Consider the following 24,945-nt stretch of genomic DNA (forward strand, 5'->3'; position numbering starts at 1 on the left):
CGAAAATGTCTGAGCCAACCCGCCGTCGCGGCCGTCCGCGCACCGCCAAGGACACCGTCGGCACCGTGCAGGTGCTGGACCGGGCGCTGGACATGCTGGACCTGCTGGCCGCCCATCCCGGCCTGACGCTGAGCGAGGTGGCCGAGCGGATGGAGCAGTCGCCGTCGACGGCGCACCGCCTGCTGCATTCGCTGGCCGCGCGCGGCATGGTCGAAAGCGACCCCACGACCCAGGCCTGGAACATCGGACCCGCCGCCTTCCGCCTGGGCAGCGCCTTCATGCGCCGGTCGGGCATCGTCGAACGCGCCCGCCCGATCCTGCGCACGTTGATGGAGCACACGGGCGAGACGGCGAACCTCGGCATCCTCAATGGCGACGCGGTGCTGTTCATCAGCCAGGCCGAGACGCACGAGACGATCCGCGCCTTCTTCCCGCCCGGCACCCGGTCACCCCTGCACGCCTCGGGTATCGGCAAGGCGCTGCTGGCCTTTGGCCGGGCCGACATCCTTCGGGGATACCTGACCAGCCACGGCCTGACGCGCTTTACCGACAGGACGCTGGTCACGCCCGAATCGCTGGTTGCCGACATGGACCGCATCCGATCCCGCGGCTTTTCCTTCGACGATGAGGAGCGGACCCGGGGAATGCGCTGCATCGCCGCCCCGGTCTTCGACCTGACCGGCGAGGCCATCGCCGGGGTCAGCGTCAGCGGACCGACCCACCGCATCGGCCATGAGCACGTCAAGACGCTGGGCGCGGCGGTGGTGGCGGCCGCCGCGGACCTGAGCCAGGCGATGGGCGGGCCCGGCGCCGCGCCACTGTCATGAAGGCTTGAGCGAACCGTTACGCGGCTGACACAGACATCGGCAATGCCTGCGCGGAACTGCATTCAGAGGTATCCATGTCCGCTCGTCTTCTCGGCGCCGTTTCGGTCGCAGCCCTTCTGGCCTCGCCGGCGGTGGCCGACAGCTTCAACCGCATCGCCACCTTCCCCGTCACCGCCAACATGGCCACCGGAGAGGACACCGCGCGCCCATCATCGGCCGAGATCATCTCGGTTTCCCCCGACGGCATGACGCTGATCTATACCGACAGCCCCCTGGGCGTGCTGGGCCTGATCGACATCACCGATCCCAAGGCACCCAAGCCCCTGGGCAATGTCGCGATGAACGGAGAGCCGACGACCGCCCATATCCTGGGCAACCGCGCCTTCGTGGGCGTCAACACCTCGGAAAGCTTCACCGAACCCTCGGGGCGCATCGCCGTGGTCGATCTGGACAGCGCCGGCGAATTGGCCTCGTGCGATCTGGGCGGGCAGCCGGATTCGGTCGCCGTCGCGCCGGACGGCAGCTTCCTGGCCGTCGCGGTCGAGAACGAGCGTGACGAGGATGTCAGCGACGGCGCCCTGCCGCAGATGCCCGCTGGCTTTGTCGCGAAGCTGCCGGTTGCCGAAGGCGCGGTGGATTGCGACGCCCTGCAGAAGATCGAGCTGACCGGCCTTGCCGCCATTGGCGCCGAGGACCCCGAGCCCGAGTTCGTCGACATCAACGACGCGGGCGAGATCGTCGTCACGCTGCAGGAAAACAACCACATTGCGGTCATCGGCGCGGACGGAGCGGTCGCCTCGCATTTCCCGGCAGGCGAGGTGACGCTGGAAAACGTCGATACCACAAGCGACGGCACCCTGTCCTTCTCCGAGGCGGCCGACCCGACCCCGAGAGAGCCCGACGGCGTCAAATGGCTGGACAACGACCATTTCGCGACCGCGAACGAGGGCGACTGGAACGGCGGCAGCCGCGGCTTCACGATCTTCCGCAAGGACGGAACGGTCGTTTACGAGTCGGGCGCGTCGCTGGAACACGCCATCGCCGCCATCGGCCATTATCCCGAGAAGCGGTCCAAATCCAAGGGTGTCGAGATCGAGAGCATCGAGTTCGCCCGCTTCGGCGACACCCCCTTCCTGTTCGTCGTGTCGGAGCGCGCCTCGGTTGTGGCGGTCTATGACCTGACCGATCCCGCCGCCCCGAAGCTTGCGCAGATCCTGCCGTCGGGCGTCAGCCCGGAAGGCGCCGTCGCCATTCCCGCCCGCAACCTGCTGGTCACCGCCAACGAGGCCGACCTGGGCGAGGACGGCGGCGCGCGCGCCCATGTCATGCTGTTCGAACGGCAGGCCGCCGAGCCGGTCTATCCGATGCTGACGGCGGACGGGACCGACCCGCTTGTCGGCTGGGGCGCCCTTGGCGCGCTGACGGCGGGGGACCAGCCGGGCCAGTTGGTTGCCGCCTCGGACAGCGTTTACGGGCAGATGCCGTCGATTTACACGATCGACGCCACGCAGAAGCCCGCCCGCATCACCGGCCGGAAGGTCGTGACCCGCAACGGCAACGCGGCGCAGAAGCTGGACATCGAGGGGATCACCGGAGACGGCGAGGGCGGCTTCTGGCTGGCCAACGAAGGCGACGCCGCGAAGCTGGTCCCCCATGCGATCATCCATGTGGATGCGGACGGCGAGATCCAGGACGAGATCGCCCTGCCCGCCGAACTGCAGGCCCATCAGACCCGCTTCGGCGCCGAGGGCATCGCCCTTGTCGATGGCACCTTGTGGGTCGCCATGCAGCGCGAATGGGGCGACGACCCCGAGGGTCAGGTCAAGCTGCTGTCCTATGACCTCGAATCCGAGGAATGGGGCGCCGTCCGCTATCCGCTGGAAGCCAAGGGCGATGGCTGGATGGGCCTGTCGGAAATCGCGGTGAAGGGCGACCATGCCTATGTGGTCGAACGCGACAACCTTGTGGGCGATGCGGCGAAGGTGAAGAAGATCTTCCGCGTGGCGCTGTCCGACCTGAAGCCCGCGCCCTTGGACGGCGACCTGCCGGTTGTCGCCAAGGAGGAGGTCCGCGACCTGATCCCCGACCTGCGGTCACTGACGAACGGCTATGTCCTGGACAAGGTCGAGGGGCTGGCCTTCGACAACAACGGGGACGCCTGGATCGTCACCGACAACGACGGCGTGGACGACAGCTCGGGCGAGACGCTGTTGTGGAACGCGGGCGCGCTGAACTGATCGGCCACCGCCACGAAGACAGCCGCCGGTTTCCCCGGCGGCTGTGTCTTTTCCGGGCCGATCAGTGCCCGCCGAAGAAGGCAAACTTGATCACGAACAGCGCGGCCACGACCCAGGTGGCGGCATGGACATCGCGCGCCCGGCCGGTCAGCAGCTTGATGACGGCATAGCTGATGAAGCCGAAGGCCAGGCCGTTCGCGATGGAATAGGTGAAGGGCATCACCAGGGCCGTCAGCACGGCGGGCGCGGCCTCGGTCACGTCCTCCCAGGCGATCTCGGACAGTTCGCGGACCATCAGCGTCGCCACGTACAGCAGCGCGGGGGCGGTGGCATAGGCGGGCACAGACCCCGCCAGCGGGGCGAAGAACATCGCCAGCAGGAACAGCACCGCGACGACAAGCGCGGTCAGCCCCGTGCGCCCCCCCGCCTGCACGCCCGATGCGCTTTCCACATAGGCCGTGGTCGAGGACGTCCCCAGCATCGATCCGATGGTGATCGCGGTCGAGTCGGCCATCAGCGCCTTGCTGAGCCCGGGGTTCTGGTGGGCCGGTCCCTCGGTCAGCAGGCCCGCGCGTTTGGCGACCCCGATCAGGGTGCCGGTGGCGTCGAAGACCTCGACCAGGACCATGACCAGGATGACGTGGAAGATGCCATAGCCAAGCGCGCCCAGGATATCCAGTTGCAGCAGCGTCGGCGCGATGGACGGCGGCATGGACATGATCCCGCCGAACTGGCTGACGCCCAGCAGGATCGCCGCGACGGTGATCACCAGGATGCCGATCAGGATCGCCCCCGTCACGCGCAGCGCATCCAGCGCCACGATGATGAAGAAGCCCGCGATGGTCAGCAGCGTCCCCGGCGCGGTCAGGTCGCCCAGCGTGATCAGCGTGGCCGGGCTGTCGACCACGATGCCCGAGGATTGCAGCGCGATGATCCCCAGGAACATCCCGATGCCCGCCGCGACGCCGCTGCGCATCGACAAGGGGATGCCCGCCACCAGCCAGCGCCGGATGCCGGTCGCCGACAGGATCAGGAAGATGACGCCGCTGATGAACACCGCGCCCAACGCCTGCTGCCAGGTGAAGCCCATGGCGCCGACGACGGTGAACGCGAAAAAGGCGTTCAGCCCCATGCCGGGCGCCATGCCGATGGGCCAGTTGGCCCATAGCCCCATCACCGCCGAACCGATGGCGGCGGCCAGGCAGGTCGCGATGAAGACCGCGTTGCGGTCCATGCCGGTCGTTGACAGGATGTCGGGGTTGACGAAGATGATATAGGCCATGGTCAAGAAGGTGGTGATGCCTGCGATCACCTCGGTCCTGACCGTGCTGCCGTGCTGCGACAGCTTGAAGTAGCGTTCCATGAATTCCTCCGCGCGGCTTCCTCCGGCCGCCATCCGCGCAGCTTATGGGGGCCGTGAATGGCGCAACAATCAGCGCCATCCCGCAAGTCTTTCAACGGCTATTTGAAACCGGGCGCGATCTTTTCCGATTCCTTGATACAGAATTGTGTCCCCGCCCGCTTGCCGCGCAGGCGCTTGCGCGGTTTGCTGTGACCACGCTGCCACAGAAAGGACGTCTCATGCGCTACAGCCGCGATCTGCGAGGATATGGCGAAAACACCCCCGATCCGCAATGGCCCGGCGGCGCGAGGATCGCGGTGCAGATCGTCGTCAACTACGAGGAAGGCGGCGAGAACAGCATCGAGCATGGCGATGCCGCCTCCGAAGCCTTCCTGTCCGAGATCATCGGCGCGCAGCCTTGGCAGGGCCAACGCCACTGGAACATGGAATCGATCTACGACTACGGCGCGCGGTCGGGCTTCTGGCGGCTTTACCGGATGCTGCGCGACATTCCCGTGACCGTCTATGGCGTGGCCACCGCGCTGGAGCGCAGCCCCGAACAGGTCGCCGCGATGAAGGAGGCGGGGTGGGAGATCGCGACCCACGGGCTGAAGTGGATCGACTACAAGGACGTCCCGCGCGAAGTCGAGGCAGAGCACATCGCCCAAGCCATAGCCCTGCACACCGCCGTCACCGGCGAACGCCCGCGCGGCTTCTACCAGGGCCGCACCTCCATGAACACGGTGGCGCTGGGTTGCGAGGAAGGCGGCTTCGAATACCTGGCCGACACCATCGCCGACGACCTGCCCTATTGGCACGTCCACGACGGCAAGCCGCAGTTGATGGTGCCCTATACCATGGACGCCAACGACATGCGGTTCTCGTCCGGGCAGGGCTTCGGCACGGGGGTCGAGTTCTTCGACTATCTGCGCGACAGTTTCGACGTGCTCTATGCCGAAGGCCAGGCGGGCGCGCCCAAGATGATGTCGGTCGGCCTGCATTGCCGCCTGGCAGGGCGTCCGGGCCGGGCCATGGCGATCCAACGGTTCCTGGACCATTGCCGCAGCCAAGAGGGCGTCTGGTTCGCCTCGCGCCTCGACATCGCGCGGCATTGGGCGGAAACGCACCCGTTCCAGCCCCGCCAGCGCCCGTCCGAGATGACGCGCGAGGACTTCGTGGCCCGTTTCGGCAGCATCTACGAACACTCGCCCTTCATTGCCGAGCGGGTCTGGGACGCGGAAATGGGCGCGGTCCATGACAGTGCCACGGGCCTTGCCGCGCGCATGGCGCAGGTGTTCCGCAACGCGTCCGACGAAGAACGGCTGGGCGTCCTGAACGCGCACCCGGATCTGGCGGGCAAGTTGGCGCAGGCCAAGCGGCTGACGGCGGACAGCACCGCCGAACAGGCCAGCGCGGGGCTCGACAGCCTGACGGACGACGAACGCGCCACCTTCACGCGCATGAACGACGCCTATGTCGCCAAGCACGGCTTTCCCTTCATCATCGCCGTGCGCGACCACGACAAGCCCGGCATCATGCGCGCCATGCAGGCCCGCATCGACAACGACACCCCGACCGAACGCGCCGAGGCCGAACGCCAAGTCATGCGCATCGGCGAGCTTCGCTTGAAAGAGGCCTTGAAATGACCGACCTGTCCCCCGACCTTCCCCCCGCCGGCGCGCCCACGGGCGACGTCGCCCCGGTGCCTGCGCCACAGGTCAACCGCGTCCCCTATGCCGGTCCGGTGGCGGGCCTGCCGCCGCAGACCGGCATGACCACCGACACGGCGGTCTTCACCGACGCCTATGCGGTGATCCCCCGTACCGTGATGCGCGACATCGTGACCAGCTACCTGCCGGGCTGGACCGGAATGCGCATGTGGATGATCGCGCGTCCCTTGTCGGGTTTCGCGGAAACCTTCAGCCAGTACATCGTCGAACTGGCCGAAGGAGGCGGGTCCGACAATCCCGACGACGACCCCGAGGTCCAGCACGCCCTGTTCGTCACCGGCGGAGAGATGGCCGTGACCATCGACGGGTCCGAGCACCTGCTGAAACCGGGCGGCTTCGCCTATGTCCCGCCGGGCACCGCCTGGTCCGTGCGCAACACCACGCCCGGCAACACCGGCTTTCACTGGTGGCGCAAGCGCTGGCAGCCGGTCGAGGGCGTCAGCCGTCCCGACCCGATCGTCGCGCAGGAACAGGACATCGCGCCGTCGATGATGCCCGACACCGACGGGGCCTGGGGCACGACCCGCTTCATGGACCCGGCCGACCTGCGCCACGACATGCACATCACCGTCGTGACCTTCAAGCCCGGCGGCTCGATCCCCTTCGCCGAGACGCACGTCATGGAACACGGGCTGTTCGTGCTCGAGGGCAAGGCCGTCTACCGCCTGAACCGCGACTGGGTCGAGGTCGGCCCCGGCGACTACATGTGGCTGCGCGCCTTCTGCCCGCAGGCCTGCTACGCGGGCGGGCCGGGGCCGTTCCGCTACCTGCTCTACAAGGACGTGAACCGCCACGCGTCCTTGTGGCCGAACCGTTAGGCGAAACTCGCAGGGTGGGGTTTCACCCCACCCGTGGCCGACCCTACAGCCCGTAGATCTGCCCGAACTTCGCTTCCAGATAGTCCAGCAGCGGTTCGGGCGAGACGTCGCCGTCGGTCGCATCCTCGATCAGCGTGCGGGGGTGCTTCAACCCGCCATGACGCTGCACGTTCTCTCGCAGCCACTCGACAGCCGGGGCGGCGTCCCCCGCCGCCAGCGAGGCGTCAAGATCGGGCACGGCGTCGCCCATGGCCCGGTTCAGGCAGCCCGCGAAGACGTTGCCCAGGGCATAGGTCGGGAAATAGCCGAACAGGCCCACCGCCCAATGCACGTCCTGCAGGACGCCGTTCGCCGGACGGTCCACCATCACGCCGAAATCGCGCAGGAAGCGGGTGTTCCACGCCTCGGGCAGATCGTCTACGGCCAGCCGCCCTGCGATCAGGTCGCGCTCCAGGTCGAAGCGCATCATGATGTGCAGGTTGTATTGCACCTCGTCGGCCTCGGTACGGATGAAGCCGGGGGTGACGCGGTTCACGGTGGCATAGAAGGCGTCGGCATCGGCGATGTTCAGCCCGTCGAAGGCATCCGACATGCGGTGGAACAGCCAGCCGGCAAAGGCCCGGCCACGACCCATCTGGTTTTCATAGATGCGGCTCTGGCTTTCGTGGACGCCCATGGACACGCCCCGACCCAGCGGCGTGAAGGCGTAATCGGGGTCGATCCCCAGTTCGTAACTGGAATGGCCGACCTCGTGGATGGTCGAATAGATGCAGTTGAAGGGATCGGTTTCCACGACCCGCGTGGTGATGCGGCTGTCCTGCCAGCGGCCGCTGCTGAAGGGATGGACCGCGATGTCCATCCGCCCGCGCGTCCAGTCGTAACCAAAGGCGGTCGCGCAGGTCCGGGCCAGACGGATCTGGGTTTCCTGCGGGAAATGGCCGGTCAGCGGCTGCGGCTGATCCTCGGCACCAAGAACCTGTTCACGCAACGCGACCAGACGCGGGCGCATGGCGTCGAACAGTGCGGCGATCTCGGCCCCCGTCATGCCCTGTTCGTAGTCGTCCAGCAGCGTGTCATACAGGTCGCCGCCATCGGCGATGGCCGAGGCTTCCTCTCGCTTCAGCATCAGGACCTGGTCCAGCGTCGGCAGGAAATCCTCGGGTGCGTCATTGGCCCGCGCCTCGGCCCAGATGCCCTGCGCAAGCGAGGTCGTCCGCGCCAGTTCCTGCGCCAGCCTTGCAGGCACGCGACTGGCCCGGCTGAAGTCGCGCGCGATCAGCTGGACCGACCGCGCCTCGGCCTCGGAATGCGGCACCGCCACCGCCAGCCATTCGCCGATGCGCGGATCGGTGCGGCGTTCGTGCAGCACGGCCTCGATCGCGGCCATCTCCTCGGCCCGCTGCTCGACCGCGCCGCGGGGCATCACGGTTTCCTGGTCCCAGCCGAGGCGTTCCGCAACGGATGACAGCGCCTCGGTCTGGCGCTGGAAGGCAAGCAGGTCGTTGATGGCCGTCATCGGATGGTCCCCCTGACCGAAGTTTCATGCGGGTAACGCGCATGGTGCCGCCCCCGGATGATGAGCGAGAACAGCGCCACCGCGCCGATCTGATGCGCAAGCGCCAGGCCCAGCGGCGAGGCGTGGATCACGTTCATGATGCCCAGACCCACCTGCACCGCCACCGCCACGATCATGGCCGTGAAGGCGCCGCGCGTCACCGGATGGGGCGAGCGGCGGGCGCGCAGCCAGACCACCACGGCAAAGACCGCCAGCAGATAGCCCACCATGCGGTGGACGAACTGCACAAGGGCCGGGTTCTCGAACAGGTTGCGCCAGCCAAGCGCCGCATCCCAGATCAGCGAGGGAACCCATTCGCCGCCCATGGTGGGCCAGCCCGTATAGGTGCGGCCCGCGTCGATGCCCGCAACAAGCGCGCCGATCAGGATCTGGCAGAAGGCCAGGTGCATCAGGCCGGTGGACATGGAGAACAGCTTGGCTTCCCCGGCGCGGCGGGCGCGCAGCAGCTCGGCTTCGCTGCGCCCCAGCAGCAGCACATACCAGACGATCAGGCCCAGGATGACGAAGGCCAGCCCCAGATGCGTCGCCAGTCGGTACGAGGCCACGCGGGTCATCCCCTCGACCAGACCGGAACTGACCATCCACCAGCCGATCGCGCCCTGCAGCCCGCCAAGTGCGCCCAGGCCCAGCAGGCGTGGGGTCCAGCCGGTCGGGATGCGTTTCGTCGCGAGGAAGAAGACGAAGCCCGCCGCCCAGACAAGGCCCACCAGCCGGCCCAGCAGGCGGTGCGCCCATTCCCACCAGTAGATCTGCTTGAAGCCCGCCAGATCCATGTCGGGGTTGACCTCGACATATTGGGGGATCTGCTTGTAAGCCTCGAATTCCGCTTGCCATTCGGCGTCCGACATTGGCGGGACCGTGCCCGTGACGGGCGCCCATTCGGTGATGGACAGGCCCGATCCGGTCAGCCGGGTCGCGCCGCCAAGCGCGATCATGGCAAGGACCATCAAGAACAGGATCATCAGCCAGACACGGATCGCCCGGCGCGCGCCGCGCGGGGCGGCGTCGATCATGCCGGTGGTCGTGACGGGGCGGCTGGGGGCTGCCGGGTCAAGGACTTCCTCGAAAACGGGTCGCTTGGCCATCGCGTGCTCCTTCGGGTCGGGCGGAGGGTAGGTTGGGGTCAGCGCCGGGTCAACTGCCGCAGCATCCCGTGCAGGATGCGCACATCGCCGCGGGTCAGCGCCAGGCGCGACCACATGTTGCGCAGGTTCAGCCGCATGGACGCGGCCTTGGTTTCGGGAAAGAAGAAGCCCGCCTCGGCCAGCCGTTCCTCGAAGTGATCGCCCAGCTTCTCGATCTCCACCCGATCGGCGGGCTCAATCGCCTCGGGGCGGGCATGGTGCGGCGAGGGTTCGGGCGGCAGAATGTCGCGCCCGTATTCATAGCCCATCAGCAGCACGGCCTGCGCCAGGTTCAGCGAGGGGAAGTCGGGGTTCACCGGCACCGTCACGATAGCGTTGGCGCGGGCCACGTCGTCGTTTTCCAGCCCCGTGCGCTCGGGGCCGAAGATGATCGCGCAGCGGCCGGGGTGGGCGCGCGCCATCTCCATCGCGGTCGCGGGCGTGTGGACGGGCTTCGACAGTTCGCGCCCCCGTGCGGTGGTGGCGAAGGCGAAATCGATGCCTTCCATCGCTTCGGCAAGCGTCGGATAGATGCGGGCGCGGTCCAGCACCTGCCCCGCCGCGCCGGAAGCCATGGCCACGGCGCGCGGGTTGGGCCAGCCGTCGCGGGGCTCGACCAGCCGCATCTCGGTCAGGCCGAAATTCAGCATGGCGCGGGCGGCGGCGCCGATGTTCTCGCCCATCTGCGGGCGGACCAGGATGATGACGGGCAGGCGTTCGCTTTGCATGGGGGGCAGATAGTCCGTCTGGCGGCGGGCGGCAAGCTGCGCTATGGGCAGCCGAAAGGAGTTCGCCCATGTCCGACGCCACCCCTGACGCCCCGCAGCTTTACCTGATGACCCCCGCCGGGGCGCAGGCCTCGACCTTGGGGCCGCAGCTTGCGGCGGTGATGGACGCGTTTCCGGTCGCCTGCCTGCGCATCCGTGCGGGCGCCGAGGAGGACGAACTGGGCCGCCTGGCCGATCTGGCGCGCGAGATCGCCCACGCCCGCGACGTGGCGGTGGTGATCGACGACCATGTGGCGCTGGCGCAGCGGCATGGGTTGGACGGGGTCCACCTGACGGATGGCGCCAAGGCCGTCCGCTATGCCCGCAAGGAACTGGGCGCGGATGCCATCGTGGGCTGCTTCTGCGGCAATTCGCGCCACGAGGGGATGAACGCGGGCGAGGCAGGTGCGGATTACGTCAGCTTCGGCCCGGTGGGGCAGTCGGCGCTGTACCGGGGCGAGCCGGTCGAGCTGGAACTGTTCCAGTGGTGGTCGGAGATGATCGAGGTGCCGGTCGTGGCCGAAGGCGCGATCACCCGCGAGTTGCTGGAGCAATTGTCCCCGGTCAGCGACTTCATTGCCGTCGGCCCCGAGATCTGGTCGGCCGGCGATCCCGTGGCGGCGCTGACCGCGCTCTGGGGCTAGATGTCGAAGCGTTCGCGCTGGCCTGCGGCGAAGCGGCGCAGGATCAGCGGGTAAAGCTGATGTTCGCGTTGCAGGACGCGGGCTGCCAGCGTTTCCGGCGTGTCGCCGGGTTCCACGGGAACGCGCGCCTGGCCCAGGATCGGACCTGAGTCCAGGTCGGGCGTGACCTCGTGGACGGTGGCGCCTGCCTCGGAATCCCCCGACTCGATGGCGCGGGCATGGGTGTGCAGGCCTGGGTATTTGGGCAACAGAGAAGGATGGATGTTGATCATCCGCCCCTCGAAGCGGTCGATGAAGGCAGGGGTCAGGATGCGCATGAAGCCCGCCAGGCAGAGGATGTCGGGCCGCGCGTCCAGCAGCGGTTCCAGCAAGGCGGCCTCGAACGCGGCGCGGTCGCCCTTGAAGGCGCGGTGATCCACGGCGGCAGTCGGCACGCCCAGGGAGGCGGCCTTTGCCAGACCGGCCGCATTGGGATCGTTCGAGGCGACCAGGACCGGCTGGGCCGGGTGGTCGCCGGCCTGCATATCCTCGATCAGGCGGACCATGTTCGATCCGCCGCCGGAAATCAGGATGGCGACTCGCTTCACGCAAGCGTTCCGCTGTAGCGCACGCCCTGCCCCGCCGTGACGTGGCCCAAGCGGTGGACCGTCTCGCCCTGCGCGGAGAGCAGGTCGGCAAGCGCGTCGGCGCGATCGGCGGCAACCGACAGGATCATGCCGATGCCGCTGTTGAAGGTCTTGAGCATCTCGGACGGCGCGATCCCGCCCGCCTCGGCCAGCCAGCGGAAGACCGGCGGCAGGGTCCAGGCGGTCAGGTCGATGTCCGCGCCCAGGTCTTTCGGCAGCACGCGCGGCAGGTTCTCGGTGATGCCTCCGCCGGTGATATGGGCCAGCGCGTGAACGCCGCCCGCGCGGATCGCGGCCAGGGCAGGCTTCACATACAGACGGGTCGGGGTCAGCAGCGCCGCGCCCAAGGCGCCGTCGCCAAAGGGCGAGGCCGCGTCCCAGCCAAGCCCCGCGCGTTCCGCGACCTTGCGGACCAGCGAATAGCCGTTGGAATGCACGCCGTCCGAGGCAAGGCCCAGCAGCGCGTCGCCTTCCACCACGCCCGCGGGCAGGGCCGTGCCGCGTTGCATCGCACCGACGGCGAAACCGGCCAGGTCGAAGTCGCCGTCGTGATACATGCCCGGCATCTCGGCCGTCTCGCCGCCGATCAGGGCGCAGCCTGCGGCCTTGCAACCGCGCGCGATGCTTTCGACGACACGCGCGCCCTCATCGACCGACAGCTTGCCGGTGGCGAAATAATCCAGGAAGAACAGGGGCTCGGCGCCCTGGCAGACCAGGTCGTTCACGCACATCGCGACCAGGTCCTGGCCAATCCCGTCCAGATGGCCGGTGTCGATGGCGATGCGCAGCTTGGTGCCGACGCCGTCGGTCGCCGCCACCAGCACCGGGTCGTCATACCCAGCCGCGCGCGGATCGAACAGCGCGCCGAAGCCGCCAAGCGCGTCCATCACGCCGGGGCGCGCGGTTGCGGCGGCGGCGGGCTTGATGCGTTCCACAAGCGCGTTCCCCGCGTCGATGTCGACGCCCGCGTCGCGATAGCTGATCCCGTTCCTGGTCATGGCGGCCCCCGGCTGAATGATGGGCCCCCGATAGCGCAGGCGTCACACGGGGGCAACGGCGATCGGCGCTTGACCGAAGGCCGGCCTGCGATTAACCGGGATGCGCTGCATGGGCCTGTAGCTCAATGGTTAGAGCAGGGCGCTCATAACGCCTTGGTTGGGGGTTCGAGTCCCTCCGGGCCTACCACAGCAAGATCACGGCAAAATGCCCGCCGGGGTGAACCGACGGGCATCCGGGCTTCACGGAGCGGAAGCCGTTCCGGTGCTCAGGCGTCCAGCTTTTCGACCTTCGGCGCGGCCTTCGCGATCTCGATCCGGCGGGGCTTCAGGGCCTCGGGAATTTCGCGGACCAGGTCGATGTGCAGCATCCCGTCAACATGGCTTGCGCCATCGACGCGGACATGGTCGGCCAGGGTGAACTTGCGCTCGAACGCGCGGGTGGCGATGCCGCGATGCAGGTAGGTGCGGCCATCGTCCTCGTCGGTCTTGCGGGCCGAGACGATGACGGCGCCGTCGCGCACCTCGACATTCAGGTCGTCGGCGGCGAAGCCTGCCACGGCGATCGAGATGCGATAGGCATTCTCGCCCGTCTTCTCGATGTTGTAGGGCGGGTAGGTCGGGGCGGACACGTCGGCCGACAGGGCGCGGTCCATCACGTCGGCAAGCCGGTCGAAGCCGACCGAGGCACGATAAAGCGGGGTCAGGTCAAAATTGCGCATGGGTCACATCCTTCACAAGCGATGCAGTCTGCAGGCCCCCCGGTTGCCGGGCGGGCGGTCTTGCCGACGCCGGTATGGCCGTCGGTAGGCTGAATCTAGGAAGGGACCAACGGCCTTCAAGAGGATGTCGCGGCAAAAAATCGCCGTGCCCGCCGCAGGCCTGCGGCGGGCAGGCTTGCCCTCAGCCGCCGACGGAATGCGCGGCCAGCATCCGGGCGATTTCGTCCTTGAGCTGCGCGCGCTTGCGGCGAAGTTCCTTTTCAGCGGCCTCGCTGGTGGGCTTGATCAGCGATTCGGCCTGATTGACGGCGTCGTTCACCTGATCGTAGTCGTCCAGAAGTCGCGCGAAATGCGCGTCCTTTACCTTCAGGTCGTGAATGCGCGCGGAATCCTGCGGAAATTCCTCGTGAATGGCATGAGGGGCAGCCATGAAGTCCTCCAGATCTGCGCGTTCCACGGGTGCCAGACTAGGACCGCCGAACAGGGCTTTCAAGCCGGATCGGAGCACCCTACACCGGACGCATGGATATCCAGTTCGTGCTTCCCGCCCGCATTCCGCCGGCCGATCTTGCGGCCCTGACCCTGCTGTTCGCCGTCTGGTTCGGCATCGGCTGGTTCACGGAACGGCCGCCCGCCGGAAAGCCGTCGGTGTCGGTGCTGATGACGCGGTTCCGGCGCGAATGGATGCTGCATTTCATCACCCGCGACCCCCGGATCTTCGACGGCAACATCCTGGCCAGCCTGCGGGAGGGCACGGCCTTCTTCGCCTCGGCCTGCATGATCGCCACGGGGGGCATCCTGGCGCTGATCGGCAACACCGACCAGTTGCGCGGCCTGGCCGAGGAGTTGGCCCTGGAGGGCGGCAACATCCTGTGGGAACTGAAGCTGCTGGTGACGATGTTCTTCGTCGTCAACGCCTTCCTGAAATTCGTCTGGTCGCACCGGCTGTTCGGCTATTGCGCGATCATGATGGCGGCGGTTCCGAACGACCCCGAAGATGCCATGACGCGCGACCGCGCCATGCAGGCGGCGGACCTGAACATCACCGCCGCGCGCAGCTTCAACGCGGGGCTGCGCAGCGTCTACTTCGCGCTGGGGTCGCTGGGATGGCTGGCGGGACCCTGGGTGCTGATGCTGGGCACCGCCGTGGTGCTGTTCGTGACCTGGCGACGAGAGTTCGCCTCGACGTCCAGGCAGGTCATCATGCGCAGTCTGCCACCGCCCCGCTTGCCCGATCATGCCAGACCGCCATCGTCAAAACCAAGGCCCCCGCAGCGGTAAGCGCGATGCCGACATAGCCGCTGGAGGCCCAGCCCCAGCCCGCCGTCAGCGCCAGACCGGCCAGGAACGGCCCCAACGCGTTGGCGGCGTTGAAGGCCGCGTGGTTCATGGCGGCGGCCATGTTCTGCGCGCGGCCCGCGACATCCATCAGCCGCGTCTGCAACGGGATCACCAGCCCCGCCCCCGCCGCCAGCAGGAAGGATGACAGCACCATCATCTGCCAATTGCCGACCGCCAGCGAGGCAAAGCCCTGCGTCGCGGCCATCGCGGCCAGGCTGATGTAGGCCGCGCGGATCTGGCCCACACGCTCGGTCAGCCTGCCGGCGACCCAGGTGCCCAGGGTGCCGCCGACGCCAAAGACGCCAAGCGCCAGCGGGATCGCGTAGGCTGGGGCCTGGGTCGTGGCGATCATCGCGGCGGTCAGGAAGGCATAGACGGCGAAGAAGCCGCCGAAGCCCACGGCTCCCACGGCCAGCAGCCACAGGACGCGCGGGTTGCGCAGGGCCTGCAGTTCGTCCCAGGGGCGCGCATCCGGGTTGCCGCCGACGCGCGGGGCGACCTTCAGGATCAGCCAGGCCGACAGCAGCGCGATGAAGCCCGGCAGCGCGAAGCCCCATCGCCAGCCGACGCTCTGGCCCAGCCATCCTGCCAGCGGCACGCCGACGATGTTGGCGACGGTCAGGCCCATGATGACCTGCGCGGCGCCCCTTGCCCGGTGTTCGCGCGGCAGGGCGTCGGCGGCATAGAGCATCGCGACGCCCAAGAAGCCGCCATGCGGCAGGCCCGCCAGGAAGCGCATCGCGGTCAGCGCGGCCAGACCGGGCAGCACGGCGGCGGCGATGTTCATCACGCCATAGAAGGCCATCAGGGCGGCCAGATAGCGGCGGCGCGGCAGCCGCGCACCCATGATCGAGGTCAGCGGCGCGCCGATCACCACGCCCAGGGCATAGGCGCTGATGACATGGCCCGCCTGGGGTTCGGTGATGGCAAGGTCGCCGGCGAAATAGGGCAACAGCCCCATGGCCGCGAATTCCGACGTGCCGATGGCAAACGCGCCAAGGGCCAGTGCCAGAATGGCATAGCGGAGGTTACCGTTCTCAGACATGGCGCGCGCGTTCCTGTGGGTGGTTGCCCTAACATCCCGCTGCAGCGCAGCAGAAGCAAGCCACCGCGCAGTAGACCTGTCCTGCACGAAATGCAACTCTCAGAGATGGCCGCGGCGAAGCATGATCCAGACAACCGCCGCCGCAAGAACAAGCAGGCCGAACGCGACCGAGGCCGCAAAGCCGATTGCCCTGCCCTGCCAGCGCGACAACTCACCCAGGGGCTGAAGATGCGCGGTCAGGGCTTGATAAGCGCGCGACAGGCCGGCCAGATCCAGCTGGCGGGCGATCTTGGGCTGCGCGGACAGCTGGTCGGCCTGGGCCAGCGCAAGGGCTTGCCTGCGAAGGCGTCGCGGCAGGGCCCCGCCCCGGCGGCGCAGCATGACGTGCAGCGGCGGGCGTTCGCCGCGCCGGGCGCCGCCGAAGCGGGCGGCGAGGAGGCGGGACACCTCGTCGGCCATGTCGCGGATATCGTCGGGTCCGGTTGCGCTGCGGGTCATGGGGGCAGTGTAGCCGCACTGGCAGGCCCGCGCCAGACGCTCTAGGATCAACGGCATGAAACTGAATCACCAAAGCTTCGGGGACGGCGACGGCCTACCGGTTCTTCTGGTCCACGGCCTGTTCGGCCAGGGGCGCAACCTTGGCGCGCTGGCCCGCAGGCTGGCGGAACGGCGGCGCGTCGTGACCGTGGACATGCGCAACCATGGCGACAGCTTCCACGATCCCGACCACAGCTATCCGGCCCTGGCGGGCGATCTGGCCGAAACGGTCGCAGGCCTCGGCGGGTGTGTCGATCTGGTCGGGCATTCGATGGGCGGCAAGGCGGCGATGGTGCTGGCGCTGACCCATCCCGGCATCGTGCGCAAGCTGGCGGTTCTGGATATCGCGCCGGTCGCCTATGGCCATTCGCAGACGGCACTGATCGACGCGATGGAGTGGCTGGACCTAGGCGCCGTCGACCGCCGCAGCGCCGCCGATGCCGCCCTGGCGGATCAGGTCGAGGATTCCGGCACCCGCGCCTTCCTGCTGCAGTCGCTGGACCTGAAGGCGCAGCCGAAGACCTGGCGGCTGAACCTGCCTGCCTTGCGCGACCAGATGGACAACCTGGTCGGCTGGCCCGGGGGGCTGCCCAGGGGCGCCTTCGATGGCCCGGTCCTGGAGGTTGCCGGCGAGCGGTCGGATTACGTGACCGAGGCAGGCCAGGCTGCGCTGCGCGATCACTTTCCGCAGGCGCGGGTGGTGCGGGTCAAGGGTGCCGGTCACTGGCTTCATGCAGACGCACCCGAGGCGGTGGCGCAGATCCTCGTCAGCTACCTGGGCGACGGCTGAGGGTTCCCCAGCAGTCGAGATCGAAGGTCGCGACGCCGGGATCGCCGGGAACCCTGGTGGCGATGCTGTCGGGAATGACGGCGCAGCCGGTCGTCTGCGCCGCCGCCCGCACCATCAGCGCGTGGATCTGATGAGGCTCGGGCCGGGCGACAAAGCTTGTCCGCACCACCTCGGCCCGGTCGTCCTTGTGAAAGACCGCGAAGTCCATGCCGTGCAGGCGGATGTCATGGCGCACGGCCCCCATCATCCGTGGCGACGGGGTCGCACAGGCGCATAGAAGCAGAAGAAGGCCAAGGCTACGCATGGCCACCTTGATGCCATGCAAAACCTCAAGGCCCGGTTAACGCCCGCCCTGCTCTTCCAGACGGTCGGCCAGGGACTCGGCGCGCGCGGCCAGCTCGGCCATCGCTTCCTTCAGATCGGAGGGGATCACCGGAACCTCGACCCGCGTGGGATTGGCCTGCAGCCGGTTCAGGTGACGCTCGGCCTTTTCGGCACGCTCCTCCAGGGTGGCGACCCGGTCGGCCAGCATCAGCCCGGCCAGCAGCAGCAGCCGCGGCTCGGGCGTGCGGCCCGCTTGCGACAGGATCTGCTGGGCCTCGGTATCCAGAAGGGCGGCGGCGCGCTGCAGCAGCCGTTCCTCTCCGTCCTGGGCAGCGACACGGTATTCCTTGTGTCCGATGATGAAATCGACCTCGGCCATCTATCGTCCCCCTTCCTGCGCGTCGCCGTCGTAAGCATCCTCGGGAATGCCACCGGCATCGCCGGCGATCTCGGGCGTGGCGGCGCTGCCCTCGTTCTCGGCAAGCAGGCGCTCGACCTCGGCCAGCAGGGTGCTCAGCTGGGCAGCCTCGGCGGCGCGGGCGGCGCGAAGCGCCTCGATCTCGGCCTCAAGGGCAACGCTGACCGCCTCGACGCGATCGCTGTCGCCCGATGCCGCCTGGATCAGGGCGCGGTTCGCCGCCGCCAGTTCGTCATTGGCCGCAGCCAGGCGGGCCGCCTGCTCGGCCAGGGCGGGACCGTCCCCCTGCCTGGAAAGTTGTTCCGTCAGCGCCGCAATCTGCGCATGGGCCGCATCCAGTTCGGCCCGCAGGTCAGGCCCCGACGACGCGGCAGGAAAGCCGCCCCGCTCCAGCAGCCGGTCGATGCGGTCCAGGGCGGCACTGAGGCGGCGCTCGCTGACAGAGATGTCGCTCATCGGCGGTCCTTTCTTGGCGTTCCCCTGGTTGTGGCATTGCCTCCGCCTCGTGACAAGCCTGCGACTTGGCGTGTCGCACGCCGCATCCTATAAGGCGGGCGACGAAAGGACATCCCATGCGCGAAGCCACCATCACCCGCACCACTGCCGAGACGCAGATCGAGGTCGCCCTGAACCTCGACGGCACCGGCGTCTATGACAACCAGACGGGCGTTGGCTTCTTCGACCACATGCTGGACCAGTTGTCGCGCCATTCGCTGATCGACCTGACGATCCGCGCCAAGGGCGACCTGCATGTGGACGACCATCACACGGTCGAGGACACGGGCATCGCCATCGGCCAGGCGCTGGTCCGCGCGCTTGGGGACAAGAAGGGCATCCGCCGCTATGGCAGCTTTCTGCTGGCGATGGATGATTCGCTGGTGCGCGCGGCGCTGGACCTGTCGGCGCGGCCCTTCCTGGTGTGGAACGTCGATTTCCCGACCGAGAAGATCGGCACCTTCGACACCCAGTTGGTGCGCGAGTTCTTCCAGGCCCTGTCCACCCATGGCGGCATCACGCTGCATGTGGACCGCATCCACGGCATCAACAGCCACCACATCGCCGAGGCCGCCTTCAAGGCGGTGGCCCGTGCGCTGCGCGAGGCGGTCGAGCCCGATCCGCGCATGGCGGGCGTCCTGCCCTCGACCAAGGGGGCGCTGTGATGCGGGTCGCGTTGATCGACTATGACAGCGGAAACCTGCATTCGGCGGAAAAGGCGTTTCAGCTGGCGGGCCGCGATGCGGACGCCGATATCATCGTGACTCCGGACCCCGAGGTCGCGGCCAGGGCCGACCGGATCGTTCTGCCGGGCGACGGCGCCTTTCCCGCCTGCCGCACCGCCCTGGGCGAGGTGGACGGCATGGCCGAGGCCCTGCGCGAGGCGGTGCTGGCGCGGGGCGTCCCCTTCATGGGGATTTGCGTCGGGATGCAGATGCTTGCGACAACCGGGCACGAGTATCGCCAGACGGCGGGGCTCGACTGGATCGGAGGAGAGGTCAAGGCGATCGCTGCGCCGGGGCTGAAGGTGCCGCACATGGGCTGGAACGACCTGGTCATCGACCGCCCGCACCCGGTCCTTGACGGCATCGCCACGGGCGATCACGCGTATTTCGTCCACAGCTGGCAGTTCCAGGTGGCCGATCCGGCGCACCTGCTGGCGCATGTGGACTATGGCGGGCCGGTCACCGCGGTCGTGGGCCGGGACAACATCGTTGGGACCCAGTTCCACCCCGAGAAATCGCAGGCGGTCGGGCTGCGGCTGATTGCGAACTTCCTGCGCTGGAACCCGTGACGGGTTCGCGAGGCTGTTCATCATCCGTGAACGATCGTTAACACCTCGTTAACCTGATGCCGCTATCACATCGCCTGACGGCCGCGACGCCGGCCGTTCACAGCATGTGCGGGGCGAAGGCGTATGGATTACGAGTTCACGATGCTGACGGTCAGTCAGCGCATCACCACGGCCGGCACCGGTACCGAGGCCCCGACGCAGGCTCCGTGGACGAATGTGCCAACCGGGGGAGCCATCGCCATGCCGGGCGCCGTGCTGACGACGGTGAAGATCAGCGACGAGGACGGCGACAACAGTTTCCAGAGCGGCCGCTATGCCCCCGACCCGAGCGGGCAGACCCTGACAGAGCCGGTGATCTTCGGCAACAATTCCGCGCCCACGCCGGCAGGCACGCGGATGTCCTTCCACTCCGTCACCACGATCCAGAATGCGGTCCAGAACGCCGACGGCACCCGTGACAGCTTCCTGGCCCTGTTTCCCCGCACGCTGAAGGTCAATGAGACCGGCGACGAGTTGGGCGGACGCTATTCGGTCCTGCTGATGCCGGTGGCACGGTCGGACGGCAGCTATCCCGTCTTCAGCCTGTCGAACTCCTACACGTATAATGGCTACCAACCCGTCTCGCGCACCTACGACGCCGTTGCCTATGCCCCGCCCGCTGCAAGGGACGTGACCTGCTTCGCGGCGGGCACGATCATCCAGACCCCGGCCGGGCCACGTGCGGTGGAACATCTGCGGGCCGGCGATCCGGTCCTGACGCGGGACCACGGTGCTCAGCCGCTGCGCTGGCAGGGCAGCGCCCATGTCTCGCCCGAGGGGTTGGAACTGCGGCCGAACCTGCGCCCGATCCTGATCCGCAAGGACGCGCTTGGCGCGGGCAGTCCGGACCGCGATCTTCTGGTATCGCCGCAGCACAGGATTCTGGTCCGGTCGCGCATCGCGTACCGCCTGTTCCGGGACAATGAATTCCTGGTTGCCGCCAAGCATCTTGTCGGACTACCGGACATCGAGGTCATGTCCCCGCCCGACGGGATCACCTATTTCCACCTGCTGTTCGACCGTCACGAGATCGTCCTGTCGAACGGTGCTTGGTCCGAAAGCCTTTATACCGGTGCGCAGGCGCTGAAAGCCGTCAGCGAGGCCGCGCGCCGGGAGATCATGACGCTGTTCCCCGAACTGGCGCAGGGCACGCCCCCGGCGCCTGCCCGCCGCCTGCTGACCGGGCGCGAGGCGCGGCAACTCGCGGAACGCCAGCAGCGCAACATCGGAAAGCGCTGCCTGATCGAGGCGCTGTAAGGCGCGGGCCCCCGGCCGGACCGGGGGCCTCGTGATTCACTTGACAGTGATGCGGCCGTCGAGGGCGGGCTGATACGCCCTTTCCTGCGCGCCCAAATAGGCCGCCACAACCTCGGCCAGATCCGGCCCGAAGTCGTAGGCATTCTGCGCCTTGGTTTCGAACACGTCATAGCCGTCGCCGCCCGAGCGCATGTAGTTGTTCGACACGACGCCATAGGTGGCGGCCGGATCGATGGGCTTCCACTGGCCGTCCGCCATGACCATGACCTCGCTGATCCGCTGGCCCGCTTCGGCCTTGGGATCGACAGTGTACTTCAATCCGGCAACCTGCGCGAAACGGCCGGCGCCTTCCTCGTACTGGCTGGCTCCGTTCTCGAGCGCGGCAATGACGTCCGCGCCCTTCAACTGAAACGTCGCCAGCGTGTTCTGGAAGGGCAGGACGGTGTAAACCTCGCCCATGGAGACCGGCCCCTGGTCGATCGAGGCACGCAATCCACCCCCGTTGGCAATGGCGATGCTCATGCCCTGGTCCTTGACGCGATCCAGCATCGCCTCGGCCACGAGGTTGCCCATCTCGCATTCCCTGGCCCGGCAACTGGTGCGGTCGCCGTCAATCGGGGCGGCGGTTTCGGCAACGACCCTCTGGCGAAGCTCCTCGATAGGCGCGGCCATTTCGGTGACGCGGGCGGCGATGGCCTCGTCCTCGGGCACGGAATTGTCAAGCAGGATGGGCTGGCCTTCGGCCTTCGTCAGCTTGCCGTTGTCGTCAAAGGTCAACGTCAGGTGGCCCAGGTACTTGGAATAGGCATAGGCCGTGGCGATCGGCACCTCAGTCCCGTCAGGCCCGGCGACCATCGTGGGATAGGGCCCCTCGGCCTTTTCCATGTCGCCCAGAAGCGTGTGGGAATGCCCGCCGATGATCGCGTCGATCCCGGGGACCTCCTTGGCGAAATCCTGGTCACGCAGATAGCCGACATGGGTCAGGGCTATGATCTTGTTCACGCCCTGGTCGGTCAGCTCCTGCACATCGGCCTTGAGGCTTTCGATGTCGTCCTGGAAGATGACGCTCGGGCCGGGCGAGGCCGTCTCGGGCGTGTCCATGGCGAGGGCGGACACGATGCCGATCTTCTCGCCGCCGATATCCAGGGTGACGACATTCTCGACCTTGCCCTTGAGCACGTTGGACTGCGACAGGTCGAGGTTGCCCGACACGACCGGAAAACCGACCCCGTCGGCAAGCACGGCCAAGCCCTCGGGTCCGTCGTCGAACTCGTGGTTGCCGACCGCCATGGCGTCATAGCCGATGGCCGTCATGAACTCGACCACGTCCTTGCCCTTGTAGGTCATGTAGAACAGCGATCCCTGATACTGATCTCCGGCATCCAGAACGATGACGTTGCCGCCTTCCGCACGGATCTTGTCCCGCAGTTCCTTGACCTTCGCGGCCACGCGGGCAACGCCGCCGAAGCATTCGCCGGCGTCCTTGGCCTCCTGGTCGCAGGTGCTGTCGTATTCGTTGATCGCCTCGATCCGGCTGTGAAGGTCGTTGGTGTGAAGGACATGCAGCACCGTTTCGGCCTGTGCCGAGCCCGCGAACAGCGCCGCAGCAGAGACGGCTGTCAAAAGGCGGAATGCCATCGGTGATTCCTTTCTGGTCCAAGGGACTGATCGACGCCGAGAGTGGCGCAGCCCGCCCCAAGGGTCAAATGACGGAATCTTGGCAAGGGATGACTTGACCGGCTGCATCGGCCAAGGGCAAAAGCCGGGCCATGATGATCTACAAGGTTCTTCGCGCGGCCGAATGGGCGCAGCTTCAGGCGGACGGTCTGACCCAGGGTGCCCCGGTCGATCTGGCCGATGGCTTCGTGCATTTCTCGACGGCGGGGCAACTGGCGACAACCCTCTCCAGGCACTTCGCGGCCGAGAAGGATTTGACGCTGCTGGCCTGCGATGCCGCGCGCCTTGGCGATGACCTTCGGTGGGAGCCGTCGCGCGGTGGCGACCTGTTTCCGCATCTCTATCGTCCGCTGAGGCTGGATGACATCGCATGGTCGCGCGACATCGCCCGGGACGATCATGGCCATCAGACGGGACCGCTGGAATGAAGCTTTTGGAAAAGATGGGCTTGGCGGGATTGCACAGGCTTGACCCGGAAACGGCCCATGACCTGTCGATCCGCGCCTTGTCCTTGGGCCTTGTGCCCCTGCCTGGGCTGCCGGTCACGTCGGACAGGCTTCGTACCACGCTTGCAGGACTGGAACTGCCGAATCCGGTGGGGCTGGCTGCCGGCTATGACAAGAACGCAAGGGCTGTCGCGCCCCTGATGCGGGCCGGCTTCGGCTTTGTCGAACTGGGTGCCGCAACCCCTCGCCCGCAGCCCGGCAATCCCAAACCGCGCCTGTTCCGCCTGACCGAGGATCAGGCGATCATCAACCGGTTCGGCTTCAACAACGAAGGCGCGCATATCATCGCATCCCGGATGGCCGCACGACCTGCGGGTATCCCGGTCGGCCTGAACATCGGCGCAAACAAGGACAGCGATGATCGCGCCGCCGACTTCGCAGCCGTTGTCGACATAGCCGGAGCCTCGGCGGATTTCCTGACGGTCAACGTCTCCTCGCCCAACACCGAGCGGCTGCGCGATCTTCAAGGTGCGGAGGCCCTGGCCGCGCTTCTGCAAGGCGTGCTTCAGGCGCGCGACCGGCTGCCCCGGCGACGGCCGGTCTTCCTGAAGATCGCCCCCGACCTGAACGACAGCGAGATCGCCGACATTGCCGCAGTCGCGGCCGATTGCCGCGTTGATGGCATCATCGCGACCAACACCACCCTGTCGCGGGATGGCCTGTCCAGCCCCCACGCAGCCCAGACGGGCGGCCTGTCGGGCCGTCCGCTGTTCGAACGTGCGACCAGAGTTCTCGCCCGGCTGTATCAGGCAACAGGCGGCACCATCCCCCTGATCGGGGTGGGCGGCATAGCCTCGGCCGATGATGCGTGGCAAAAGATCCGGGCTGGCGCCAGCGCGGTGCAGATCTATTCGGCCCTCATCTACCAGGGCTTTTCGCTTGCATCACGGATCGCAACGGACCTGGACAACCGCCTGGACGCCGAGAACACGACGCTGGGGCAGTTGCGCGGCAGCGGCGCGGCCGATTGGGCTCAGAGGTAGTCCTCGCCCAATCCCAGCAACTGATTCATGCTGTGCGAGGGTTCGGAACATCCCGCGTCACCGATCACCCGCGCAGGCACGCCTGCCACGGTCTTGCAGGACGGAACCTCGTGCAGGACCACCGACCCGGCGGCAATGCGCGAATGGTGGCCGATGCGGATGTTGCCCAGCACCTTGGCCCCCGCCCCGATCAGAACCCCGTCGCCGATCTTGGGATGCCGGTCGCCATCTTCCTTGCCGGTACCGCCAAGCGTCACCGAATGCAGCATGGACACGTCGTTGCCGACGACGGCGGTCTCGCCGATCACGATGGAATGGGCGTGGTCGATCATCACGCCCGTCCCGATCACCGCCGCCGGATGGATGTCCACACCGAAACATTCCGAGCAGCGCATCTGCACGAAATAAGCCATGTCGCGGCGCCCCTGCTGCCAAAGCCAATGCGCCATGCGATAGGCCTGCAGCGCCTGGAACCCCTTGTAGAACAGGACCGGCTGCAACAGCCGATGGGTTGCCGGATCGCGGTCATAAACCGCCATCAGATCGGCGCGGGCAGCGTCGCCCAGTTCGGGCGAGGTCCGATAGGCCTGATCGGCGATCTCGCGCAGGATCTGTTCGCTCATCTCGCCGCTGGCGAGCTTCAGCGAAAAGCGATAGGCCAATGCCCCTTCCAGGCTGGGATGATGCAGCAGCCCGGCATGGATCAGCGCGCCAAGCAGCGGCTCGTCCCGAACCGCCGCTCGTGCTTCGTCGCCCAGCTGCGACCAGATCGCATCGCGATCAAGCCCCAGGTTCTGTTTGGTGCCTTGCATGGTCATGTCAGGTTCCGCG

The 24,945-nt window shown here is 67.5% G+C and carries 27 protein-coding genes and 1 tRNA gene; 13 read left to right on the forward strand and 15 right to left on the reverse strand.

Annotation, left to right across the window (positions count from 1 at the left end):
* The first annotated feature begins 5 nt into the window (after nucleotides 1-5).
* Nucleotides 6-827, forward strand: coding sequence for an HTH-type transcriptional regulator BhcR (gene bhcR, locus J0F76_RS03350; RefSeq protein ID WP_207465707.1), 822 nt, complete (start codon nucleotides 6-8; stop codon nucleotides 825-827).
* Between the two features lie 74 nt (nucleotides 828-901).
* Complete coding sequence (locus J0F76_RS03355; RefSeq protein ID WP_207465709.1) at nucleotides 902-3,064, forward strand: esterase-like activity of phytase family protein; 2,163 nt, start codon at nucleotides 902-904, stop codon at nucleotides 3,062-3,064.
* A gap of 61 nt (nucleotides 3,065-3,125) precedes the next feature.
* Here the strand turns inward: J0F76_RS03355 and J0F76_RS03360 are convergent, their stop codons facing one another.
* Nucleotides 3,126-4,427 carry an NCS2 family permease gene (locus tag J0F76_RS03360; RefSeq protein WP_242689959.1) on the reverse strand — a complete coding sequence of 434 codons (1,302 nt, stop codon included), beginning with the start codon at nucleotides 4,425-4,427 and terminating at the stop codon, nucleotides 3,126-3,128.
* Between the two features lie 218 nt (nucleotides 4,428-4,645).
* On the opposite strand from J0F76_RS03360, the gene puuE reads away from it, so the two are divergent.
* Nucleotides 4,646-6,052 carry an allantoinase PuuE gene (puuE, locus tag J0F76_RS03365; protein ID WP_207465714.1) on the forward strand — a complete coding sequence of 469 codons (1,407 nt, stop codon included), beginning with the start codon at nucleotides 4,646-4,648 and terminating at the stop codon, nucleotides 6,050-6,052.
* On the forward strand, nucleotides 6,049-6,954 hold the full coding sequence (locus J0F76_RS03370; protein ID WP_207465716.1) for a bifunctional allantoicase/(S)-ureidoglycine aminohydrolase: 906 nt from the start codon (nucleotides 6,049-6,051) through the stop codon (nucleotides 6,952-6,954). Before puuE ends, J0F76_RS03370 begins: the two co-directional genes overlap by 4 nt.
* 43 nt (nucleotides 6,955-6,997) lie before the next feature.
* Here the strand turns inward: J0F76_RS03370 and J0F76_RS03375 are convergent, their stop codons facing one another.
* From J0F76_RS03375 to J0F76_RS03385, 3 genes are read right to left on the reverse strand one after another with little or no spacing between them, the layout of a single operon-like run.
* On the reverse strand, nucleotides 6,998-8,470 hold the full coding sequence (locus J0F76_RS03375; protein WP_207465718.1) for a carboxypeptidase M32: 1,473 nt from the start codon (nucleotides 8,468-8,470) through the stop codon (nucleotides 6,998-7,000).
* Nucleotides 8,467-9,615 carry a heme A synthase gene (gene ctaA / locus J0F76_RS03380; RefSeq protein WP_207465720.1) on the reverse strand — a complete coding sequence of 383 codons (1,149 nt, stop codon included), beginning with the start codon at nucleotides 9,613-9,615 and terminating at the stop codon, nucleotides 8,467-8,469. The genes J0F76_RS03375 and ctaA overlap by 4 nt, the downstream gene beginning before the upstream one ends.
* 38 nt (nucleotides 9,616-9,653) lie before the next feature.
* Nucleotides 9,654-10,382 carry an RNA methyltransferase gene (locus J0F76_RS03385; protein WP_207465722.1) on the reverse strand — a complete coding sequence of 243 codons (729 nt, stop codon included), beginning with the start codon at nucleotides 10,380-10,382 and terminating at the stop codon, nucleotides 9,654-9,656.
* Between the two features lie 68 nt (nucleotides 10,383-10,450).
* On the opposite strand from J0F76_RS03385, the gene J0F76_RS03390 reads away from it, so the two are divergent.
* Nucleotides 10,451-11,065, forward strand: coding sequence for a thiamine phosphate synthase (locus tag J0F76_RS03390; protein WP_207465724.1), 615 nt, complete (start codon nucleotides 10,451-10,453; stop codon nucleotides 11,063-11,065).
* Here J0F76_RS03390 and purN read toward each other — a convergent pair.
* Together purN and purM are read right to left on the reverse strand one after the other, a co-directional pair.
* A complete protein-coding gene (gene purN, locus J0F76_RS03395; protein ID WP_207465726.1) occupies nucleotides 11,062-11,652 on the reverse strand; it encodes a phosphoribosylglycinamide formyltransferase in 591 nt (196 codons plus the stop codon). The two genes, J0F76_RS03390 and purN, sit on opposite strands and share 4 nt — an antisense overlap.
* Entirely contained in the window at nucleotides 11,649-12,689 is a 1,041-nt protein-coding gene (purM, locus tag J0F76_RS03400) for a phosphoribosylformylglycinamidine cyclo-ligase (protein ID WP_207465728.1), read from the reverse strand. The genes purN and purM overlap by 4 nt, the downstream gene beginning before the upstream one ends.
* A 111-nt stretch (nucleotides 12,690-12,800) precedes the next feature.
* Between purM and J0F76_RS03405 the strand changes: the two genes are divergently transcribed.
* Nucleotides 12,801-12,876, forward strand: a tRNA-Ile gene (locus tag J0F76_RS03405).
* Nucleotides 12,877-12,955: 79 nt separating this feature from the next.
* Here the strand turns inward: J0F76_RS03405 and J0F76_RS03410 are convergent.
* Both J0F76_RS03410 and J0F76_RS03415 read right to left on the reverse strand, forming a co-directional pair.
* Complete coding sequence (locus J0F76_RS03410) at nucleotides 12,956-13,408, reverse strand: Hsp20 family protein (protein WP_207465730.1); 453 nt, start codon at nucleotides 13,406-13,408, stop codon at nucleotides 12,956-12,958.
* A 181-nt stretch (nucleotides 13,409-13,589) separates the two neighbouring features.
* Nucleotides 13,590-13,865 carry an HP1242/YdcH family protein gene (locus J0F76_RS03415; protein WP_423227358.1) on the reverse strand — a complete coding sequence of 92 codons (276 nt, stop codon included), beginning with the start codon at nucleotides 13,863-13,865 and terminating at the stop codon, nucleotides 13,590-13,592.
* A 65-nt stretch (nucleotides 13,866-13,930) separates the two neighbouring features.
* Here J0F76_RS03415 and J0F76_RS03420 point away from each other — a divergent pair, with 65 nt between their 5' ends.
* Complete coding sequence (locus J0F76_RS03420) at nucleotides 13,931-14,689, forward strand: DUF599 domain-containing protein (protein WP_207465732.1); 759 nt, start codon at nucleotides 13,931-13,933, stop codon at nucleotides 14,687-14,689.
* Here J0F76_RS03420 and J0F76_RS03425 read toward each other — a convergent pair.
* The gene (locus J0F76_RS03425; RefSeq protein WP_207465734.1) at nucleotides 14,610-15,794 is read right to left on the reverse strand and encodes an MFS transporter; all 1,185 of its coding nucleotides are present in this window, start codon (nucleotides 15,792-15,794) and stop codon (nucleotides 14,610-14,612) included. The two genes, J0F76_RS03420 and J0F76_RS03425, sit on opposite strands and share 80 nt — an antisense overlap.
* Nucleotides 15,795-15,893: 99 nt before the next feature.
* Nucleotides 15,894-16,292 carry a hypothetical protein gene (locus tag J0F76_RS03430; RefSeq protein ID WP_207465736.1) on the reverse strand — a complete coding sequence of 133 codons (399 nt, stop codon included), beginning with the start codon at nucleotides 16,290-16,292 and terminating at the stop codon, nucleotides 15,894-15,896.
* A 55-nt stretch (nucleotides 16,293-16,347) separates the two neighbouring features.
* Between J0F76_RS03430 and J0F76_RS03435 the strand changes: the two genes are divergently transcribed.
* Nucleotides 16,348-17,121, forward strand: coding sequence for an alpha/beta fold hydrolase (locus J0F76_RS03435; RefSeq protein WP_207465738.1), 774 nt, complete (start codon nucleotides 16,348-16,350; stop codon nucleotides 17,119-17,121).
* Here J0F76_RS03435 and J0F76_RS03440 read toward each other — a convergent pair.
* From J0F76_RS03440 to J0F76_RS03450, 3 genes are all read right to left on the reverse strand, one after another.
* The gene (locus J0F76_RS03440) at nucleotides 17,099-17,356 is read right to left on the reverse strand and encodes a hypothetical protein (RefSeq protein WP_242689960.1); all 258 of its coding nucleotides are present in this window, start codon (nucleotides 17,354-17,356) and stop codon (nucleotides 17,099-17,101) included. The two genes, J0F76_RS03435 and J0F76_RS03440, sit on opposite strands and share 23 nt — an antisense overlap.
* 105 nt (nucleotides 17,357-17,461) lie before the next feature.
* Nucleotides 17,462-17,824 (reverse strand): cell division protein ZapA, encoded by a 363-nt coding sequence (gene zapA, locus J0F76_RS03445; RefSeq protein ID WP_207465742.1) that lies wholly within the window; start codon nucleotides 17,822-17,824, stop codon nucleotides 17,462-17,464.
* A complete protein-coding gene (locus J0F76_RS03450) occupies nucleotides 17,825-18,319 on the reverse strand; it encodes a hypothetical protein (protein ID WP_207465744.1) in 495 nt (164 codons plus the stop codon).
* A 116-nt stretch (nucleotides 18,320-18,435) separates the two neighbouring features.
* On the opposite strand from J0F76_RS03450, the gene hisB reads away from it, so the two are divergent.
* The 3 genes from hisB to J0F76_RS20825 all read left to right on the forward strand — a co-directional run bounded on the left by hisB (nucleotide 18,436) and on the right by J0F76_RS20825 (nucleotide 20,948).
* Nucleotides 18,436-19,023, forward strand: a complete 588-nt coding sequence (gene hisB, locus J0F76_RS03455; protein WP_207465746.1) for an imidazoleglycerol-phosphate dehydratase HisB — start codon at nucleotides 18,436-18,438, stop codon at nucleotides 19,021-19,023.
* Nucleotides 19,023-19,652, forward strand: coding sequence for an imidazole glycerol phosphate synthase subunit HisH (gene hisH / locus J0F76_RS03460; protein ID WP_207465747.1), 630 nt, complete (start codon nucleotides 19,023-19,025; stop codon nucleotides 19,650-19,652). The genes hisB and hisH overlap by 1 nt, the downstream gene beginning before the upstream one ends.
* Before the next feature lie 123 nt (nucleotides 19,653-19,775).
* Nucleotides 19,776-20,948: a Hint domain-containing protein gene (locus J0F76_RS20825; protein WP_242689961.1), complete on the forward strand. Its 1,173-nt coding sequence runs from the start codon at nucleotides 19,776-19,778 to the stop codon at nucleotides 20,946-20,948.
* Between the two features lie 36 nt (nucleotides 20,949-20,984).
* Here the strand turns inward: J0F76_RS20825 and J0F76_RS03470 are convergent, their stop codons facing one another.
* Nucleotides 20,985-22,586, reverse strand: a complete 1,602-nt coding sequence (locus J0F76_RS03470) for a bifunctional metallophosphatase/5'-nucleotidase (protein WP_207465749.1) — start codon at nucleotides 22,584-22,586, stop codon at nucleotides 20,985-20,987.
* Between the two features lie 131 nt (nucleotides 22,587-22,717).
* On the opposite strand from J0F76_RS03470, the gene J0F76_RS03475 reads away from it, so the two are divergent.
* Nucleotides 22,718-23,053 carry a DUF952 domain-containing protein gene (locus tag J0F76_RS03475; protein WP_207465751.1) on the forward strand — a complete coding sequence of 112 codons (336 nt, stop codon included), beginning with the start codon at nucleotides 22,718-22,720 and terminating at the stop codon, nucleotides 23,051-23,053.
* Nucleotides 23,050-24,114 (forward strand): quinone-dependent dihydroorotate dehydrogenase, encoded by a 1,065-nt coding sequence (locus J0F76_RS03480; RefSeq protein ID WP_207465753.1) that lies wholly within the window; start codon nucleotides 23,050-23,052, stop codon nucleotides 24,112-24,114. Before J0F76_RS03475 ends, J0F76_RS03480 begins: the two co-directional genes overlap by 4 nt.
* On the opposite strand, the gene cysE is transcribed toward J0F76_RS03480, so the two are convergent.
* Nucleotides 24,105-24,926, reverse strand: a complete 822-nt coding sequence (gene cysE / locus J0F76_RS03485) for a serine O-acetyltransferase (RefSeq protein WP_207465755.1) — start codon at nucleotides 24,924-24,926, stop codon at nucleotides 24,105-24,107. The genes J0F76_RS03480 and cysE overlap by 10 nt on opposite strands.
* Between the last annotated feature and the right edge of the window lie 19 nt (nucleotides 24,927-24,945).

Source organism: Paracoccus fontiphilus (assembly GCF_017356265.1).
Lineage (GTDB): Bacteria > Pseudomonadota > Alphaproteobacteria > Rhodobacterales > Rhodobacteraceae > Paracoccus > Paracoccus fontiphilus.

Excerpts from the sequence above, each read along its gene's own strand:
- J0F76_RS03480 (WP_207465753.1), top strand. The coding sequence starts at position 23,050 with ATGAAGCTTTTGGAAAAGATGGGCTTGGCGGGATTGCACAGGCTTGAC.
- hisH (WP_207465747.1), top strand. The coding sequence starts at position 19,023 with ATGCGGGTCGCGTTGATCGACTATGACAGCGGAAACCTGCATTCGGCG.
- J0F76_RS03370 (WP_207465716.1), top strand. The coding sequence starts at position 6,049 with ATGACCGACCTGTCCCCCGACCTTCCCCCCGCCGGCGCGCCCACGGGC.
- J0F76_RS03420 (WP_207465732.1), top strand. The coding sequence starts at position 13,931 with ATGGATATCCAGTTCGTGCTTCCCGCCCGCATTCCGCCGGCCGATCTT.
- zapA (WP_207465742.1), bottom strand. The coding sequence starts at position 17,824 with ATGGCCGAGGTCGATTTCATCATCGGACACAAGGAATACCGTGTCGCT.
- J0F76_RS03390 (WP_207465724.1), top strand. The coding sequence starts at position 10,451 with ATGTCCGACGCCACCCCTGACGCCCCGCAGCTTTACCTGATGACCCCC.
- J0F76_RS20825 (WP_242689961.1), top strand. The coding sequence starts at position 19,776 with ATGGATTACGAGTTCACGATGCTGACGGTCAGTCAGCGCATCACCACG.
- J0F76_RS03410 (WP_207465730.1), bottom strand. The coding sequence starts at position 13,408 with ATGCGCAATTTTGACCTGACCCCGCTTTATCGTGCCTCGGTCGGCTTC.
- puuE (WP_207465714.1), top strand. The coding sequence starts at position 4,646 with ATGCGCTACAGCCGCGATCTGCGAGGATATGGCGAAAACACCCCCGAT.
- hisB (WP_207465746.1), top strand. The coding sequence starts at position 18,436 with ATGCGCGAAGCCACCATCACCCGCACCACTGCCGAGACGCAGATCGAG.
- bhcR (WP_207465707.1), top strand. The coding sequence starts at position 6 with ATGTCTGAGCCAACCCGCCGTCGCGGCCGTCCGCGCACCGCCAAGGAC.
- J0F76_RS03470 (WP_207465749.1), bottom strand. The coding sequence starts at position 22,586 with ATGGCATTCCGCCTTTTGACAGCCGTCTCTGCTGCGGCGCTGTTCGCG.
- J0F76_RS03475 (WP_207465751.1), top strand. The coding sequence starts at position 22,718 with ATGATGATCTACAAGGTTCTTCGCGCGGCCGAATGGGCGCAGCTTCAG.
- J0F76_RS03385 (WP_207465722.1), bottom strand. The coding sequence starts at position 10,382 with ATGCAAAGCGAACGCCTGCCCGTCATCATCCTGGTCCGCCCGCAGATG.
- purM (WP_207465728.1), bottom strand. The coding sequence starts at position 12,689 with ATGACCAGGAACGGGATCAGCTATCGCGACGCGGGCGTCGACATCGAC.
- J0F76_RS03375 (WP_207465718.1), bottom strand. The coding sequence starts at position 8,470 with ATGACGGCCATCAACGACCTGCTTGCCTTCCAGCGCCAGACCGAGGCG.
- J0F76_RS03450 (WP_207465744.1), bottom strand. The coding sequence starts at position 18,319 with ATGAGCGACATCTCTGTCAGCGAGCGCCGCCTCAGTGCCGCCCTGGAC.
- cysE (WP_207465755.1), bottom strand. The coding sequence starts at position 24,926 with ATGCAAGGCACCAAACAGAACCTGGGGCTTGATCGCGATGCGATCTGG.
- J0F76_RS03355 (WP_207465709.1), top strand. The coding sequence starts at position 902 with ATGTCCGCTCGTCTTCTCGGCGCCGTTTCGGTCGCAGCCCTTCTGGCC.
- J0F76_RS03360 (WP_242689959.1), bottom strand. The coding sequence starts at position 4,427 with ATGGAACGCTACTTCAAGCTGTCGCAGCACGGCAGCACGGTCAGGACC.
- J0F76_RS03435 (WP_207465738.1), top strand. The coding sequence starts at position 16,348 with ATGAAACTGAATCACCAAAGCTTCGGGGACGGCGACGGCCTACCGGTT.
- ctaA (WP_207465720.1), bottom strand. The coding sequence starts at position 9,615 with ATGGCCAAGCGACCCGTTTTCGAGGAAGTCCTTGACCCGGCAGCCCCC.
- J0F76_RS03425 (WP_207465734.1), bottom strand. The coding sequence starts at position 15,794 with ATGTCTGAGAACGGTAACCTCCGCTATGCCATTCTGGCACTGGCCCTT.
- J0F76_RS03430 (WP_207465736.1), bottom strand. The coding sequence starts at position 16,292 with ATGACCCGCAGCGCAACCGGACCCGACGATATCCGCGACATGGCCGAC.